The sequence below is a fragment of the Martinezella sp. CNPSo 3732 genome (assembly GCF_057784515.1).
In genome coordinates this window covers 47,954-64,488 of record NZ_JBXSOO010000002.1, presented here as the reverse complement: position 1 = coordinate 64,488, position 16,535 = coordinate 47,954, and the positions used below count along the sequence as shown (strand labels likewise).

Annotated in this window: 16 protein-coding genes and 2 tRNA genes; 6 read left to right on the top strand and 12 right to left on the bottom strand. The window is 60.6% G+C overall.

What is annotated here, in order from left to right:
- Positions 1-148: 148 nt before the first annotated feature.
- The gene (locus tag AC13RM_RS05160) at positions 149-1,207 is read left to right on the top strand and encodes a 3-deoxy-7-phosphoheptulonate synthase (protein ID WP_285176419.1); all 1,059 of its coding nucleotides are present in this window, start codon (positions 149-151) and stop codon (positions 1,205-1,207) included.
- Between the two features lie 32 nt (positions 1,208-1,239).
- Here the strand turns inward: AC13RM_RS05160 and AC13RM_RS05155 are convergent, their stop codons facing one another.
- The 6 genes from AC13RM_RS05155 to AC13RM_RS05130 all read right to left on the bottom strand — a co-directional run bounded on the left by AC13RM_RS05155 (position 1,240) and on the right by AC13RM_RS05130 (position 4,554).
- A complete protein-coding gene (locus AC13RM_RS05155) occupies positions 1,240-1,656 on the bottom strand; it encodes a DUF6314 family protein (protein ID WP_488554682.1) in 417 nt (138 codons plus the stop codon).
- Positions 1,653-2,180, bottom strand: coding sequence for a peptide-methionine (S)-S-oxide reductase MsrA (gene msrA / locus AC13RM_RS05150; RefSeq protein ID WP_112335537.1), 528 nt, complete (start codon positions 2,178-2,180; stop codon positions 1,653-1,655). The genes AC13RM_RS05155 and msrA overlap by 4 nt, the downstream gene beginning before the upstream one ends.
- Positions 2,177-2,626, bottom strand: coding sequence for a peptide-methionine (R)-S-oxide reductase MsrB (gene msrB / locus AC13RM_RS05145; RefSeq protein WP_113232307.1), 450 nt, complete (start codon positions 2,624-2,626; stop codon positions 2,177-2,179). The genes msrA and msrB overlap by 4 nt, the downstream gene beginning before the upstream one ends.
- 171 nt (positions 2,627-2,797) lie before the next feature.
- The gene (locus AC13RM_RS05140; protein WP_488554681.1) at positions 2,798-3,295 is read right to left on the bottom strand and encodes a GAF domain-containing protein; all 498 of its coding nucleotides are present in this window, start codon (positions 3,293-3,295) and stop codon (positions 2,798-2,800) included.
- Between the two features lie 37 nt (positions 3,296-3,332).
- Entirely contained in the window at positions 3,333-4,037 is a 705-nt protein-coding gene (locus AC13RM_RS05135; RefSeq protein ID WP_113232378.1) for a pentapeptide repeat-containing protein, read from the bottom strand.
- 440 nt (positions 4,038-4,477) lie between these two features.
- Positions 4,478-4,554 (bottom strand) — tRNA-Pro (locus AC13RM_RS05130).
- Between the two features lie 302 nt (positions 4,555-4,856).
- Here AC13RM_RS05130 and AC13RM_RS05125 point away from each other — a divergent pair.
- Positions 4,857-5,264 carry a hypothetical protein gene (locus tag AC13RM_RS05125; protein ID WP_113232305.1) on the top strand — a complete coding sequence of 136 codons (408 nt, stop codon included), beginning with the start codon at positions 4,857-4,859 and terminating at the stop codon, positions 5,262-5,264.
- A 136-nt stretch (positions 5,265-5,400) separates the two neighbouring features.
- Here AC13RM_RS05125 and AC13RM_RS05120 read toward each other — a convergent pair whose 3' ends face one another.
- The 3 genes from AC13RM_RS05120 to AC13RM_RS05110 all read right to left on the bottom strand — a co-directional run bounded on the left by AC13RM_RS05120 (position 5,401) and on the right by AC13RM_RS05110 (position 8,443).
- Positions 5,401-7,119, bottom strand: coding sequence for a hypothetical protein (locus AC13RM_RS05120; RefSeq protein ID WP_440477592.1), 1,719 nt, complete (start codon positions 7,117-7,119; stop codon positions 5,401-5,403).
- Positions 7,119-8,192 carry a glycosyltransferase gene (locus tag AC13RM_RS05115; RefSeq protein ID WP_285176410.1) on the bottom strand — a complete coding sequence of 358 codons (1,074 nt, stop codon included), beginning with the start codon at positions 8,190-8,192 and terminating at the stop codon, positions 7,119-7,121. Before AC13RM_RS05115 ends, AC13RM_RS05120 begins: the two co-directional genes overlap by 1 nt.
- Before the next feature lie 176 nt (positions 8,193-8,368).
- A tRNA-Gln gene (locus AC13RM_RS05110) sits at positions 8,369-8,443 on the bottom strand.
- 158 nt (positions 8,444-8,601) lie between these two features.
- Here AC13RM_RS05110 and AC13RM_RS05105 point away from each other — a divergent pair.
- Positions 8,602-8,904, top strand: a complete 303-nt coding sequence (locus tag AC13RM_RS05105) for a cupin domain-containing protein (RefSeq protein ID WP_488554680.1) — start codon at positions 8,602-8,604, stop codon at positions 8,902-8,904.
- Entirely contained in the window at positions 8,901-9,809 is a 909-nt protein-coding gene (locus tag AC13RM_RS05100) for an MBL fold metallo-hydrolase (protein WP_374815721.1), read from the top strand. The genes AC13RM_RS05105 and AC13RM_RS05100 overlap by 4 nt, the downstream gene beginning before the upstream one ends.
- A 360-nt stretch (positions 9,810-10,169) precedes the next feature.
- On the opposite strand, the gene AC13RM_RS05095 is transcribed toward AC13RM_RS05100, so the two are convergent.
- Positions 10,170-11,102 carry a DUF1499 domain-containing protein gene (locus tag AC13RM_RS05095; protein WP_113232087.1) on the bottom strand — a complete coding sequence of 311 codons (933 nt, stop codon included), beginning with the start codon at positions 11,100-11,102 and terminating at the stop codon, positions 10,170-10,172.
- Positions 11,103-11,447: 345 nt separating this feature from the next.
- On the opposite strand from AC13RM_RS05095, the gene AC13RM_RS05090 reads away from it, so the two are divergent.
- Together AC13RM_RS05090 and AC13RM_RS05085 are read left to right on the top strand one after the other, a co-directional pair.
- Positions 11,448-11,864 carry a hypothetical protein gene (locus AC13RM_RS05090; RefSeq protein WP_113232100.1) on the top strand — a complete coding sequence of 139 codons (417 nt, stop codon included), beginning with the start codon at positions 11,448-11,450 and terminating at the stop codon, positions 11,862-11,864.
- Positions 11,865-11,955: 91 nt separating this feature from the next.
- Positions 11,956-12,231 (top strand): hypothetical protein, encoded by a 276-nt coding sequence (locus tag AC13RM_RS05085; protein ID WP_113232086.1) that lies wholly within the window; start codon positions 11,956-11,958, stop codon positions 12,229-12,231.
- Positions 12,232-12,242: 11 nt separating this feature from the next.
- On the opposite strand, the gene ppdK is transcribed toward AC13RM_RS05085, so the two are convergent.
- Together ppdK and AC13RM_RS05075 are read right to left on the bottom strand one after the other, a co-directional pair.
- Positions 12,243-14,909, bottom strand: coding sequence for a pyruvate, phosphate dikinase (gene ppdK, locus AC13RM_RS05080; RefSeq protein ID WP_440477593.1), 2,667 nt, complete (start codon positions 14,907-14,909; stop codon positions 12,243-12,245).
- A gap of 159 nt (positions 14,910-15,068) precedes the next feature.
- The gene (locus tag AC13RM_RS05075; RefSeq protein WP_440477594.1) at positions 15,069-16,403 is read right to left on the bottom strand and encodes a hemolysin family protein; all 1,335 of its coding nucleotides are present in this window, start codon (positions 16,401-16,403) and stop codon (positions 15,069-15,071) included.
- Positions 16,404-16,535 lie beyond the last annotated feature (132 nt).

Sequence of the window (16,535 nt, the reverse complement as noted above, 5' to 3'; positions counted from 1 at the left end):
TCCGCACGATTTTATTCGTACCGCTGCTCTCAGCGGAGGCGGGCCTGTGCGTAGTTAGAAAAGACACGACAGCAAGACCCGAACAGCCGCTGGTTCTACCTGGCGGCTTTTTTGTCGCCACGGTATGACCCCAAAAGGAACCGATACCGTGTTGAATTCCACTGACGACCTGCGCATTGTCGAGATCACGGCGCTGACGCCGCCCTCTCGGATCATAGATGAAATTCCCCGCGACGAGGCCGTGACGGCGACCGTTAGCGGCGCCCGCAATGCCGTTCACAACATCCTACACGGCGAGGACGACCGGCTGATCGTCGTGATCGGCCCCTGCTCCATCCATGATCCGGCTGCGGCCCACGAATATGCAGCACTCCTCAAGGAACAGCGCGACCGCTTCGCCGACGATCTCGAAATCATCATGCGGGTCTATTTCGAGAAACCGCGCACGACCGTCGGCTGGAAGGGCCTGATCAACGATCCGCATCTCGACGGCAGCTATCGCATCGAGGAAGGTCTGCGCATTGCCCGCAAGCTCCTGTTCGATGTCAACGAGATCGGCCTGCCGGCTGGCTGCGAGTATCTCGACACGATCACGCCGCAATATATTTCCGACCTAGTGAGCTGGGGCGCGATCGGAGCGAGGACGACGGAAAGCCAGGTGCATAGGCAGCTGGCATCCGGCCTCTCCTGCCCTGTCGGGTTCAAGAACGGCACGAATGGCGACGTGCGGATCGCGCTCGACGCGATTATCGCGGCGTCGCAGCCGCATCACTTCCCGGCCGTGACCAAGGAGGGTCTTGCTGCTATCGCCTCGACCCGCGGCAACGAGGATTGCCACATCATCCTGCGCGGCGGCAGAGAGCCCAATTATGACGCCGCTAGCGTGCAGTCGACGGCGGAACAGTCCCTCAAGGTGGGTCTTGAGCCGCGCATCATCATCGACGCCAGCCACGCCAACAGCAGCAAGAACCCGGAAAACCAGCCGCTCGTCGTCACATCAGTCGCCGAGCAGGTCTCGACAGGCGACCAGCGGATCAAGGGCATGATGATGGAGAGCAATCTGGTGGCCGGCCGCCAGGATCTCGTGCCGGGCAAGCCGCTGGTCTATGGCCAGAGCATCACCGATGGCTGCATCGACTGGCCGACATCGGTCCGTACGCTGGAAGATCTGGCAAAGGCCGTTTGGGCACGGCGCCAGGCACGCTAACACCGTCTCTTATTCAGGAGAATGGGTTCAGGTTAAATACGTCGGTAGTGCGCGAGGCTCAGATAGTTTTTTCTCGGCCCGCGCACACGCCACATCTCCGCCCAAGTATCCGGCGAGCGAAAGAACAGACGGCCCCGATAAAGATCGGGACCGCAGTGATGGGTGATGCGCTGCGAGGCGCCTTCACCGATGCGAATGAATTCCGAAAGATTGGGGAAACGCACGACGAGCTCGTCGCGCGTATCATCGAGCCGATAGGTGCGGCTGCTTCTGAGCGTCGCGTGATCGCTTCGCGTATCGCCATGTTCCTCGAACTGGACAGGCGTGACGAACGCCTGCCCTTCGAAAGTGACGAGAGAGTGGTTGAAGCGATCGAGGATCCGCCGCTTCACCTCCCATGTGCCGAGATAGAGGTTCAGCCGGTCAGCGCCGGCCGATCCCTTCATCATGAGGCGGCGCGCTGCGCTGCGTCGGCCTGCCGGCGGGGCAGTTTCCAGCCGGGCCGGACGAAGTGACAGGTATAGCCGTTCGGATAGCGCTCCAGATAATCCTGGTGCTCCGGTTCAGCCTGCCAGAAATCGCCGACGGGGGCGACCTCGGTCACGACCTTGCCGGGCCACAGGCCGGAAGCGTCGACATCGGCGATCGTATCCAAGGCGACCTGCTTCTGCTCTTCGCTGGTATAGAAGATCGCCGAGCGATAGCTTAAACCGACATCGTTGCCCTGGCGGTTGCGCGTAGAGGGATCGTGGATCTGGAAGAAGAATTCCAGCAGATCGCGATAGCTGATCTTCTGCGGATCGAAGATGATCTCGATCGCCTCGGCATGGGTGCCATGGTTGCGGTAAGTGGCATTGCGAACATCGCCGCCGCTATAGCCGACGCGCGTCGAGATGACGCCGTTGTAACGGCGGATGAGATCCTGCATGCCCCAGAAGCAACCGCCGGCGAGAACTGCACGTTCCGTTGTCATCTTACATCCTCCACTTGATCGATATAGGCACCATAGCCCTCCGCCTCCATGCGGTCACGCGGCACGAAGCGGAGCGAGGCGGAATTGATGCAATAGCGTAGTCCGCCGCGATCGATCGGTCCGTCCGGGAAGACATGGCCGAGATGGCTGTCGCCATTGGCGGAACGCACTTCAGTGCGCACCATGCCGTGCGACACATCTGTCAGTTCGCTGACATTGGCGGGTTCGATCGGTTTGGTGAAGCTCGGCCAACCGCAGCCGGAATCGAACTTATCGGCGGAGGCAAAAAGTGGCTCGCCGGAGACGATATCGACATAGATGCCGGGCTGCTTGTTATAGAGATATTCACCGGAGCCGGGACGTTCCGTGCCGCTCTGCTGCGTCACGCGATACTGCTCAGGGGTAAGCTTGGCGATGGCCTCTGCCGTCTTGCTGTATTTGCCCATTGTTGTTCTCCTTGCCCCTTGGCGCACCTTCCGAGCTTGGCCTGACGTCCTCGATGAGGGCTCGAAAGGGCCGAATGTTGCTCGATCAGCGCTGAGGGAATGGTTGCAGAGCCAATATAGGCATCGCGTGATCGATTTGCCATATCGATCACGACTGCGTGACGCCGTACCCTACCCATTCGCCTCGGCCGAGGCGGCATAAATCGCTGCGAGCGCCTCGATGCCAGCCTGATCGTCACCATCGAAACGGCCGGGAAGCGGGCTGTCGAGATCGATGACGCCGAAGACCTTTCCATCGCGAAAGAGCGGCACGACCAACTCCGATCGCGAGGCGGCATCGCAGGCTATGTGCCCGGGAAAGGCATGCACATCCTCGACGAGGATCGACTGCGCCCTTTCGACCGCCGTCCCGCAGACGCCGCGACCCACAGCAATGCGGACACAGGCCGGCTTGCCCCGGAATGGCCCCAGCACGAGCTCGTCTTCCCGCTGAAGGAAATAGAAACCCGCCCAATTGAGGTCCGGCAGCATCTGGAAGATCAGCGCGGAGGTATTTGCCGCGTTGGCGATCGGATCGTGCTCGCCATCAAGCAAGGCTTTCAACTGATCGGCCAGCTCGCGATAAAATTCGGGCTTGCTGTCGTGCTGGATCGCTTTTTCTACGAACATGGGTTTGCTCTTTCGAAGTTCTGGCGCGAAAAGGCTATCAGTCCTTCTCATCCGGCGGGCAAGGCCAGCTGGAGGGCGCCTTCAACCAGGACGGCAATATGGTCGTATTGTCCCCGCAAGCCAAATTGATCTGCGCCTGCTGCAGACCGCTAGCCTTCGACAGATCGAGACCCTCGATGCGCGTCAGATACATGAAGGCGCCGCTAAAGGAGGTCGAGCCATCCATCACCGCGCCATTCAGAGTCGCGCGCGAGAGATTGGCAAAGGCGAAATTCGCCCCTGTCAGCACGGCCTTGTCGAAATCGGCGCGGCCGAGCTCCGCCTTCTGGAAATCGGCATTGTTAAGCTGTGCGCCGGCAAATTCGGCCCGCTGCAATTCGGCATTGGCAAACGAAGCGCCATTGGCAGAGGCGTTGCTGAAATCGGAACGATACGCCTCGATCTTGGCGAAGTTGGCGCCATCGGCCTTGGCATTCTTCAGCCAGGCACGCACGAGGGTAGCCTTTTCGAGATTGGCCGAGGTCAGGTTGGTGTCGCTCAAATCGGTGCTGTCGAAATGCGCGCCTGCAAGGTTAGCAGCGTGAAGATCGCTGCTCTGCAGCATGATATTGGTCTTGCTGCAGCCGCTCCAGTCGAGCCCGGGTCCGGCGACATTGCCACAATCGGCAGCACGCAGAGCATTGCTGCTGGAGCCTAGAAGAAATGCGGCGCTCAACGCCAGGACACTAAAGCCGGCTGCGATCCCCGATCTCTTCCCTACGGCATGACCTCGCAAAGCGCCGCTAGGCTGCCGCCGCCCCATGATCGTCTCCCCAGCCAATCTGGCCACCCCGTCAACAAGATCCATTCCATTACTCCGCTTCAGCACCTGCCAGCCGAACCCTCGCCTGAGTCGGATGCACGTCCCTCTTCCTTGTATATGGTGCTTCGGGCGACAAAAAGAGCCGGTTTTATAAAAGCATGTTTGAAGCGGGTTTAGATCTTGGTCGATGCGGATCGCGAATGGCTTAGCGGTGTCAGAACGGCTTCTGCAAGCCACAAATACTCAGCCTTGAGCAACTGACACATTGAGACGGAAACGCCGCTATCGCATATCGGCGAAACACGGCCGAGCCGTGCGCAAATCCGTCAAATGGCATTTTCAGTGGGAGGCTTTTCGGGAAAAAGATCAATATTTTAAGCTGGTCGGAGTGGAGTGATTCGAACACTCGACCCCCACGTCCCGAACGTGGTGCGCTACCAGACTGCGCTACACTCCGTGACCAGCGGCGCTTCTATAGACCAGCCATTTTTGATGCACAAGCACCAATTTCAAAAAACCTTTTGATTTTTGACGAAAAAATTACAGCCTCAACTGCCTGTAAAATCGGCAGGAAACAACTGTCGAAAATGCCAGCGTGCAAAAGGCGCAACAGATCAAGTAAAATCCCGTTTGTACACGCGGATGGGAATTTTCTTTTGCCGGCTTTGGCGCTAAAGCCCTATGCGGGACAGGTGGAAACGTCGTGGGACAGCGGCTTTTCCGCAACCTTATGCGTGACAGAAGCTCAAGGACGACACGATGAATATCCGCATGATCACCGCGGCTGGACTGTTGCTGGCGCTGGCCGGTTGCAGCACCACGACGACAACAACGACAGCGGCCCTTCCGCTGCTTGCCAAGAACCCCGTTCAGGATCGCTGGCAGGGCCAGTCTGCAGGCCGCTTCTTCGCGGCTTACGGCCCGCCGCTCTCCGACCGCGACGAAAGCGGTAATCGCGTCTATACTTGGCGCGGCGGCTACAAGAACGTGACCATCGTCACCAAGGACGGCAAGAAGAGCGGCAAGCGCTCCCTGAGCTGCAAGGCCGACATCGTCACCAACCAGAGCTACGAAATCCGCTCGGTTAAAATCCTCGGCGACCAGCCCGGCGTCAATGGCCCGTCCTACTGCGCCGAGCTTCTCGCACCGCCGGAAAAGGCGAGCTGACAGCTAAGCTTCATCACCAAATAATGCCAGCGGGCGGTCTGCGAAGGCCGCCTGTTGCGTTTATGAAATCCGCGAACAAGCTACGCAATCAAGGACCTGAAGCGCTCGAAGCGGATCTTAAAGGCCGCAGCGCGCTTCAGGTCTTTGGCGGAGGCGAGCAGCCCTGCGATGACGAACCATCGGCTGCGGGCATAAACGCTTTGTCGATCGCATAGAGTTTGGCAAACCGTGTGTCGGCAACGAGCCTCAGGCCATCGGGAAGCTTGTCGCTGTATTGATCGGGCATATCGGCATTGACAATCAAAAGGAAATCGAAGCGGCGCCGCCAATCGACGAGATACGGCGCTACCTCGATGAAAGCCTTTAGCTCTGCGGGACAATTCAGCAGGCCGGAGGAGACGAGATTGCCCTCCGGCACGGCGATATCCCGCCATGGCGGCATGACGGTCAGCGGCTGCTTGCCGGCAGCGGTGAAAACCGTCGGTACGAAGGCATGGGCGTAAGGGATCGCGAGGGTCGGCAGGTGCCGGAATGTATCCTCGTTCCAGGCATAATATCGTGCGCTTATGTCTGTTGGCATATTCGCGGGTTTATGAGCCATCGGCAAAATTGCCGCTCCCTCCGGAACATTTGCAAGCACGGTACGGATGTCGACGACATCGGCCTCGCCATGCCACCAGTTGGCTCCGATCCAGATTGTTCTGCCGAGTGCGACGGCTACCAGTACCGCGGCCAGGAGAACCGCTTGGCGCCGAGGCAGGCTTGGCAAAGGACACACCATGACCATGGCCGCAAGCGCTGCCATGATGGGGAAGCGCCAGCTGATCCAACCCGTTCCCAGAACATGGCGCGGGGAAAGGCAGGAGAGGATCAGCAAGCCAATGACGGTGACGGCCAGACCCGCATGCAGACGCAGCCGGCGGGTGCAAACGGCATTGATGGCGATAAGCACGAAGGGGATCAGGAGCAGCATATCCGCCGATAGCATGTAGCTCCAAAACGCCGACGCCAAATTGGCGAAGATCAGGAGCGGCGTATCGTTCCAGGCTGCATCGATACTGTTGCCGGCGCCGGGTAAGACAGGCTGGTAAAGGAAAAGACAGATCGCGGGCAGAGTGCAAGCCAGCATTGCGGCAATGAGCCTGCCGCACAGGCGCAGGAAATCGCGGGGCGACTTCAATGCCGCCGTCGTCGACGAGAACTCGAGACCGCAGACGAGCGCCATATAGAAGCCAAGCGAGAAAAGATGCGTGACGGTCAGTAGCAGACCCGCCAGCAGACGCCAGCCGAACAATGCGGCAGCATTGCGGGACTGCAAAGCGTGGTCGGCGGTCGCGAAGAACAGCGCCATGCCGAGCCCAATCTGAAAATTGACGAAGCCGCCAATCAGCGTCGCGCACCAGGCGAAATACAATATGCCGATCTGCCAGTAATAGCCGCCGCCATACAAACGCCTGTGCAGGGCGATCGCTCCGAGCGGTGGCAGCACGATCGCCAGGAAAAGAAGGCTGCGCGCCAGCAGCGAAACGCCGATCAGCGGCCCCAGCCAATAGGCGGCGAGATCGATGCCGACATTGGTGAACGTCCTGTTCCAGTCGATCGCATAGATCTCATGAAAGGGCGGCGTGTTGATGCCGCCGGCCAGCAGCCACATGCGCGCATAATGGTTGGGATAGTCGAGGATCGGCGGAAACTTGAAGACGGCGACGAAAATCGCGACCAGGATCAGAAAGGCTGCAATCGCCAGACCCGGTTTCTGCTTGGCGATGGCGGCATCCGTATCGGCTGTTTCGCGCGCGGTCGCGGAAACAGCCGCATCTTCCGGTGATGGCGCGCTTGCTGATGGCTGCGGCATCAGCGGATCGCCCTCACCTGCTCCGCGCCATCAGCCGTCTCGCCGGAGCCGCTCAAGGCGCGTTTGAGCGCATGCCGTTTGCCCGCCGCGTCCAGATCGGAGAAGTCGCTCGGAATCTCGAGCGAACGGCCGCCCTGTAGCAGGCTTTCGATCATGAACATCGGGCGCCGTTTGTTCTCCTGCACCAGGCGGCCGACATATTCGCCGATAATGCCGATGCAAATGAGCTGGATAGCGCTGAAGGCGGTGATCGCCGCCATGATGCTCGACCAGCCGACAATGGTCTCGCCGGCAAACCAGCGGATAAGCGTGTAGACGAGCAGCAAGGCGGCGCAGCCGGCGCTGGCAAGGCCGAGCCAGGTGCTGATGCGCAGCGGCACGGTGGAGAAGCTGGTGATGGCGTCGAGCGCGAAATTGATCATCTTGCGCAGCGGATATTTGGTGGTGCCGGCAAAGCGCGCATCGCGCTCATAGGGCAGCGCCACTTGGCGGCCGCCGATCCAGCTCACCATGCCGCGGATGAAGCGATCCCGCTCCGGCATCGCCAGCAGGATGTCGACAACGCGGCGGCGCATCAGCCTGAAGTCGCCGACATCGCGCGGGATCGCCACCGAGGCGAGCCTCGACAGCAGCCGATAAAAGAGCGAGGCGGAGGCGAGCTTGAACCAGCTTTCCCCCTGCCGGCGCATGCGCTGGCCATAGACGACATCCGCGCCGCGATCCATGATCGGCATCATCATGAGCAACAATTCCGGCGGGTCCTGAAGATCGGCATCGATCAGCAGCACCCGCTCGCCGCGCGAGGCGGCAAGACCGGCGGTTGCCGCAAGCTGGTGACCGTGATTGCGCATGAGGCGTACACCAAGCACCTGCGGCGTCTCAGCCGCGAGCGCGGTGATGACCTCCCAGGTACCGTCGGTCGACCCGTCATCCACCAGGATGATCTCGAAGGCCTCACCGGCAATCCCCCGCGCCGTCACCACCGCTCTCCGGTAAAATTCGCCAAGCCCCTCCTCCTCATTGTGGCAGGGGGCAACGATGGAAAGCAGCAATTCGGGAGAAGTGTGGTTCATGGTCGCCTGTATCGAGATGATGGCGGTCAGAATGAAGGAGAAAGGTCAAACAAGATTTAAGGGATGAAATAACGATGCTGCCAGCCGAGAACTTCGCAGGGCAATATCTCCAACGCAGCAAAGATATTGTTGCCGCCAAGGAGCAGAGCGTTGGTGGACTCTAGGATTAGGGTGTGTGGCTGGGGCGCCAGGATTCGAACCTGGGAATGCCGGTACCAAAAACCGGTGCCTTACCGCTTGGCGACGCCCCAACAGAGAAAATGGCTGTCATGCCAGCCAAATCGGCGTCTGATTAGCAAAGGTCGCTTGCCGCTACAATGACTAAGTGATGCGCGGACGCATATTTCTGTGTGCTTTTCGGGCGGCTATGATAGGTCTTGCTGCACTGCATTCGAAATGAGGAGGCTTGATGAGCCAGTTTCGCGCCCGCCCGCCGGCCGTGCCCACCGTGCTTCTCGATGATGCCGTCTGCCGCATCACGCGCTGGGATTTCGAGCCCGGCGCCGATACCGGGCATCATGTCCACGGCCTTGGCTATGTGGTGGTGCCGATGACGGATTGCCAGTTTCTGCTGGAGGAGCCCGGCGGCATCAGGCGTGTCGATATCGCCAAGGGTGCCGCCTATCGGCGCGAAGCGGGTGTCGAACACAATGTCGTCAATGCCGGCACCGAGCCGATGTCCTTTATCGAAATCGAATACAAGCAATCATGAGCACGCCTGACTTCGACCTTGCCTTCGAACCCGCCTATGGCCGCGCCGTCCCCGTCGCGCCCGGCATCGAGCGGATGACGGTCAACAATCCGAGCGCCTTCACCTTCCACGGAACCAATAGCTACATCGTCGGCACCTCCTCCGTCGCCGTCATCGATCCCGGCCCGGAGAACGAGGAACATTTCGCCGCCCTTATGGCGGCGCTGAAGGGGCGCGAGGTCACCCATATTTTTGTCAGCCACACCCATCGCGATCACTCGCCGCTGGCGAAGCGGCTGAAGGAGGCGACGGGGGCGCTGACCGTCGGCGAAGGGCCGCATCGGGCCGCGCGCCCACTCCATCAGGGCGAGGTCAATCCCTTTGCCGAAAGCTCCGACATGGAGTTTCAGCCGGATATCGTTCTTGCCGATGGCCAAAGCGTCTCCGGAGACGGTTGGACGATGACGGCGCTGCTGACGCCCGGCCACACGGCCAACCACGCCTGCTTCGCGCTCGATGGCACCGGCATCGTCTTCTCCGCCGATCATGTCATGGCCTGGGCGACCTCGATCGTCGCGCCGCCCGATGGTTCGATGGCGGATTATATGGCTTCGCTGGAGCGGCTTCTTACCCGTGAGGACCGGCTGTTCCTGCCCGGCCACGGCGGCCCCGTGAAGGAGCCGGCCTCCTTCATGCGCGGCCTCAGAACCCATCGCCGCATGCGCGAGCGCGCCGTGCTGGAGCGCATCAAGGCCGGCGACCGGCTGATCCCTGATATGGTGAAAGCCATCTATCGCGACACGGACCCGCGCCTGCATGGGGCGGCGGCACTTTCGGTGCTGGCGCATCTAGAAGATCTGGTCGAGAAGGGTCAGGTGGAGACCGATGGACCGCCGGCGCTGCTGGGGGCTTATCGCCCGGCTTGAGCAAGAGCGGCAGAATTACGGTCGCCTCTCAAGGTTTGAATAGGCGCTACGACCACCCTCTCCTCGCCCGGGCCATTGAGAATGAAGCGGTTGCGGCAGACCTCCGTCTCCCCTCGGGGAGCAGGGGTATCGCATATGGGGTGGCTCGGCACCGGAAATTCCTTCTCCCCAGCGGGGAGAAGGTGGCCCGAAGGGTCGGATGAGGGGGCTATCGATTTGAATTCATGGATTTTCGTAGTCTTGGCGGGCACCCCCTCATCCGCCTGGCGGCACCTTCTCCCCGCTGGGGAGAAGGGGTCAGCTGCGATTTCAGTTCATATGCGATACCCCTGCTTCGGGGAGAAGGAGAGATTGGGAAACTCAGCTTCCGGCGATGCCGAGCAGTTCGGCATCCAGCGCCTTCAGGTAACCATCGGCCAGATCAGCGCTGACGCCGAGATCATCCTGGCCATAGCGGGAGGCAACACGGATATCGACGAGCGTCGTTTCCGCCTCCTCGCGAATACGGATCAGTATGTCGCATGGCAGGCCAAAAATGCGGGTTCGCACGTCGCCCTGCAGGATGACATCGGTATTCTGGCGGATGAGTTCCGCCACTCCATCACGGAAGGGACGTGGCGTCGGCACGGGAACGATGGCGGGCACATCTCCGGCTGCGCTGTCATCCTGGGCTGGATTGACGGTCTGCGGGCGTCCACGCCGCTTCGGCCTCACATTGCCATTCGGATCGGCCACATCGGCGCCTTCGGCCTTGACGATGGTGATGTGATAATCATGCGCGACCTTGCGCACCGCCTCCAGAACACGGTCGGCAGCGCCCTCGTAGCGGCGGCTGATCAAAGCGGGATAGGCATCGAACTGCGCCTCGCGTTCCTGCTGCGTCACCAGATGGCGCGGCGGCAGCCACAGCTGCCGCGCATCCGGTGTTGCCAGCCATTCCGGCGGATCGTTGAGATCGGTCGAAATCTCGTAGATATGCGGCCGGGTCCAGTAGCGCTCGGCACCGAAGCCGAAAATGGCAAGCGGCAGGGCGGCATAGATGAGAGCCTTGACGGCGGAGACGCCGCCAATGGCGGCACTCTGCCAAAGCTGAGCAAGGCCGACCAGCGCAAGCAGCACCGCCAGAATGGCACAGCCGGCGGAAATCAGGAGCAGCAGAACGAAGTAAGGCGTTTCCAGCGGCGCGAAGCGATGGCCGATCAGGGTCACCCCGCAGAGCACCAAGGCAAACGAAGCAATCAGACGCGCGGCGCGGGCGGCATGTGAAACGGGACGGTCGAAGCGAATGGTCATCAAGGGCTCGTCGGCGCGTCGGATCGGAAGCCGGACGCACCGAATCCCAAAATACGACCTATGTTTAGATCAAGAAACGGCGAAAATAAATCGAATGTCACGGCACCAACACGCAATGTTCTCTCGAGGCTGAAACCAGTAACGCCTAAAGCGCGTCGCGATCTCTGAGATTCGCTCCTCGCGCTTTAGGCCCTCGTTTCTTCGCATGACGTTATCGCAAAACCGCTACGCACTTTTGCGCGCCATGCTTTAGACCAAAAACGTGAGCGCTTGCTTAAATTCCTAAAAAAGGCCATTCTTTAGCGTTTTATCGAGGCTTCGAAAGGACTTGATGAGATGGAACCGATGCTTTCTCAAGACGTCGCTGCCAAGGCACTGCCGGGCGCGGCGATTGCCGGAGCCGATACGAGCGACCCGATTCTGCCGTTGGAACTCCTGGAGCTGGAGCTTTCGCTCGAAGGTTTTTCCGGCGGGGAACCGGGCTTTTGCGAGGCCGTGCGGCACGCCGCCTCGGCGGTGCACGGCGATTTCCTCTTCGATCTCCCCGCAGCAGGACTGATCTCCGATTGCCGGAGGCTGGCCGTCATCCGGATTCCCGAAAGCGATGCGACGATGCGCACGCTCTTTGCCGCGCTGGACGAGGATGGCGCGGAAATCCGTTTGCTGCAGCCGGACGAAGAGACCGAACACCTGTTACGTTTCGCCGATGCCTTCGTCGATCTCTTGCAAAGGCTGCCGGCAAAGCCCAAGGAAGCAGCGTAAGCTATCCGGCCTACGGTCCAATACGCCTTTCGCGCCATGCCGCGTGGCGCTATAGTTCGTGCCTGCACATCAGCATCCAGGACACAAAGTCATGCGTATCGCCGCCTCCATCCTTTCCCTCCTCACCATCACGCTTGCGCTCTCCTCCTGCCAGACTGCCGAGGAAATACGCGCGGCTGACGAGGCGAGATGCAGTGGCTACGGCTTCAGGCCAGGCACCCAAAACTTCGCTAATTGCCTGATGAATCAGGATCTTAGCCGGCGGGCGGACCAGCGGGCTTTCATGGAAAGCAACGATGATTTCTTCTGGGGTCCGACAATCGTGGTCGGCGGCCCGGGATATCACCGTGGCTACTGGCGCCGCTGACCTCAAGAAAATCAGGCTCGCCCTTTGATTGCCGCCTGGGCTGCGGCTAACCGCGCGATCGGCACGCGGAAGGGGGAACAGGACACGTAGTCCAGCCCGATATCCTCGCAGAAATGGATCGAGGCGGGATCGCCGCCATGCTCACCGCAGATACCGAGCTTCATGTCGTTGCGCGTGCGGCGGCCACGCTCCGACGCGATGCGGATGAGCTCGCCGACCCCATCGAAATCGAGCGATATGAAAGGATCGTGCTCGATGATGCCCTTGCGCTGGTATGTCGGGATGAAGGCGGCAGCGTCATCGCGCGACATGCCGAATGTCGTCTGCGTCAGGTCGTTCGTGCCGAAAGAGAAAAATTCGGCCGCTTCGGCGATGATATGAGCCCGCAAGGCCGCGCGCGGCAGTTCGATCATCGTACCGACGAGATAGTCGATCTTCATCTTCGCTTCAGTCATGACGGCACGCGCCACCTCGTCGATGCGAGCCTTGACGTAATCCAGCTCCGAACGCAGGCCAACGAGCGGCACCATGATTTCGGGCACGACCGCCGCCCCTGTCTCGCGTGCGGCGAGGATCGCCGCCTCGAAGATCGCGCGGGCCTGCATTTCGACGATCTCCGGATAGGAAATCGCCAGGCGGCAGCCGCGATGGCCAAGCATGGGATTGAACTCGTGCAGTGCATCCACCCGCTGGCGCAGCGCGGAGGGCTCCATGCCCATGATCCCGGCCACTTCGGCGATTTCCTCATCCGTCTTCGGCAGGAATTCGTGCAGCGGCGGATCGAGCAGGCGGATCGTCACCGGCAAACCGTGCATGATGGTGAACAAGCCGGTGAAATCGAGCCGCTGCATCGGCATGAGCTTGGCAAGGGCTGCTCGGCGGCCCGCTTCATCCTCCGCAAGGATCATCTCTCGCATCACATGGATGCGATCGCCCTCGAAGAACATATGCTCGGTACGGCAAAGGCCGATACCTTCGGCGCCGAAGGAACGAGCCGCACGGGCGTCGGCAGGCGTGTCGGCGTTCGTGCGCACAGTCATGCGGCGCGAACGGTCCGCCCAGGCCATGATACGCCCGAAATCGCCTGACAATTCCGGCTGGATCATCGGCACTTCGCCCTTGAGGACTTGGCCGGTAGAGCCGTCGATCGTGACGATATCGCCCCTCTTCAAGATGACGCCAATGCCGATCAGCTTTTCATTGCGCATGTCGATGCGCATGGTTCCGGCGCCGACGACGCAGGGAATGCCCATGCCGCGGGCAACGACGGCCGCATGGCTGGTCATGCCGCCGCGGGTGGTCAGGATCGCCTCGGCGGCATGCATGCCGTGAATGTCTTCCGGGCTGGTTTCGATGCGCACGAGAATGGCTTTGCGGCCCTCTTCCTCGGCAATGATCGCCTCTTCGGCGGTGAAGACGATTTCGCCGGTGGCAGCCCCTGGAGACGCGGGCAGGCCGGAACCGATCACCTCGCGGCGGACGCGCGGGTCTATCGTCGGATGCAGAAGCTGGTCCAGCGACGTCGGATCGATGCGGGAAACAGCTTCGTCTTCCGTGATCAGCCTCTCATCGACCATGTCGACGGCGATCTTCATCGCCGCCTTGGTGGTTCGCTTGGCATTGCGGGTCTGCAGCATCCAAAGCTTGCCGCGCTCGATGGTGAACTCCAGATCCTGCACGTCGCGGTAATGCGCTTCCAGCTGTGCGCAGATGCTGCGGAACTCGGCAAAGGCTTCAGGCATCAGCTTTTCCATCGACGGCTTATCGTAGCCGGAGGCGATGCGGGCGATTTCGGTAATGCTTTGCGGCGTGCGGATGCCGGCAACAACATCTTCGCCTTGCGCATTGACGAGGAATTCGCCGTAAAGCTCTTTTTCCCCCGTCGACGGATTGCGTGTAAAGGCAACGCCTGTCGCGGACGAATTGCCGAGATTGCCGAACACCATCGCCTGAATGTTGACGGCGGTTCCCCACGCCTCGGGAATATTGTGCAATTGGCGATAGGTGACGGCGCGGGCGTTCATCCAGCTGGCAAAAACGGCACCGACGGCGCCCCAGAGCTGAACCTCCGGCTCCTGCGGGAAAGCTTCGCCCAATTCTTCCTCGATGACGCTCTTGTAGATCGAGACGACGTGCTGCCATTCGACGGCGGTGAGATCGGTATCGAACTCATGACCGAACCGCGCCTTTTCATCCTCGAGGATCTCTTCGAAGACTTCGTTGTCGAGACCCATGACGACATCGGCATACATCTGGATGAAGCGGCGGTAGCTATCCCAGGCAAATCGTGCGTCGCCGGCATCGTGGCCAAGTGCCTGCACCGTGGCGTCATTGAGGCCGAGATTGAGGACGGTATCCATCATGCCCGGCATCGAGGCGCGGCCGCCGGAACGCACGGATACCAGCAGCGGTCGTTCTGTATCGCCGAACTTGCGTCCGGTGACGGCCTCCATCCGCTGGAGACCTTCCATGACCTGCGGCTTCAGCTCTTCAGGGATTTTGCGGCCGTTCTTGTAATAGAAGGTGCAGACATCGCTGACGATCGTCAGGCCCGGCGGAACCGGCAGGCCGAGATTGCACATTTCCGCAAGATTAGCGCCCTTACCGCCGAGCCGTTCAAAATCGCCGGCGCCCCCCTCGGCCTTGCCGTCGCCGAATGTGTAGACCCAATTCGTCATCGTCTCCGTCCAACTCCTCCGGTTGAACTTAATTCACTGCAGCACAAATGAAAATCGACAAATACGGCAAAATGTTGCACTGCACAATAAATATGACCTGAATGCTCCCGATTTCAATCGATTGATCGAAATCGGGAGCTTCCGGGGCATCCATAGCAACTAATGAGGGTAGGCCTGCGGCTCGCGCTGGGCCAGAATCTTGTCGATGCGCATGCCGTCGAGATCGACAATCTCGAAATGCCATTCGCCGAATGAGAAGCTTTCGCCCACCTCGGGCAGATGGCCGAGCTGGTAGAGGGCAAAGCCCGCGAGCGTATGGAAATTGACCTCCTCCTCGCTGAAGCGCAGGCCCAGGCGCGCGAAGGCATCATAGACGGGCATCATGCCTTCCATCAGCAGCGATCCGTCGGCGCGCTCGACGACATCGGGCGTGTCGTTGTCCATATCGGGCAGATCGCCGGCGATCGCTTCCAGCAGATCCGTCTGGGTGACGATGCCTTCCAGACTGCCATATTCGTCGATGACCATGGCGAGGCGGACCGGCGCGCGCTTGAAGTTTTCCAGCACCTTGAACACGGCCGTGGATTCGTGAACGACCAGCGGCTGGCGGATGACGGCCATCGGGTTCAGAGGTTCGCCGTTCAGAAGCTGGTCGAGCAGATCCTTCTTCAGGATCATGCCGATCGGCTCGTCGATAGAGCCGCGTCCGACGAGAAGCTGCTCGAAGCGGCTTTCGCGAATGGTCTTCTGCACTTCCTCCGGCGGATCGTCGGCATCGATCCATTCGACCTCGAGCCGCGGCGTCATGATGTCGGAGACATCGCGGTCGCCGATATTGAAGACGCGCTCGACCAGATCCTGCTGCGCCTGTTCCAACAGGCCGGCCTCCTGGCTTTCAGCGATCAGGAGCTTGATCTCCGCTGGGGAATGCAGCGAGCCCTCGCCGGCACCGGGGCGCAGACCAAAAAGGCGAAGAACGAGATTGCCAAGACCGTTGAGCACGGTGATGGCCGGACGCAGCAGGAAAAGAAACAGTCCGAGCGGGCGCACGACGCCGAGCGCGGTGCCTTCGCTGCGCTGCAATGCCAGGCTCTTCGGCGCAAGCTCGCCAAGCACGATATGAAGCGCGGTGATGATGATGAAGGAAATGGCGACGGCGATCGCATGCGAGCCGGCCGCAGCCCATGTTCCGGGAAGAAAATCGAGCAGCGGCTCGAGCAGATGAGCAAGAGCGGGCTCGCCGACCCAGCCAAGCGCCAGGGAGGAAATGGTGATGCCGAGCTGTGTCGCCGCCAGGTTGGCATCGAGATTATCGACCGCCTTCTGCAGCGCCTTGGCGTTCATGCGCCCTTCGGCAACGAGCTCCGTCACACGGCTGCGGCGAACGGAAACCAGGGAGAACTCGGCCGCAACGAAAAAGCCGTTGGCAGCGACGAGGAGCAATACGGCAAGTATTCCGAGAACATCGAAAATACCGCCAGTCGAGTCAGACATACGTCCCTTCCGGGCGGATCAGCGCCCATGTTGTTGATCGAAAAACAAAACTAGCACGCTTTCATGATGCGCGGCAGCCGACGCAGCAATTTCTTGTCGAAACGGGAACAGTTTTCTCAATCCAGGCGTGGA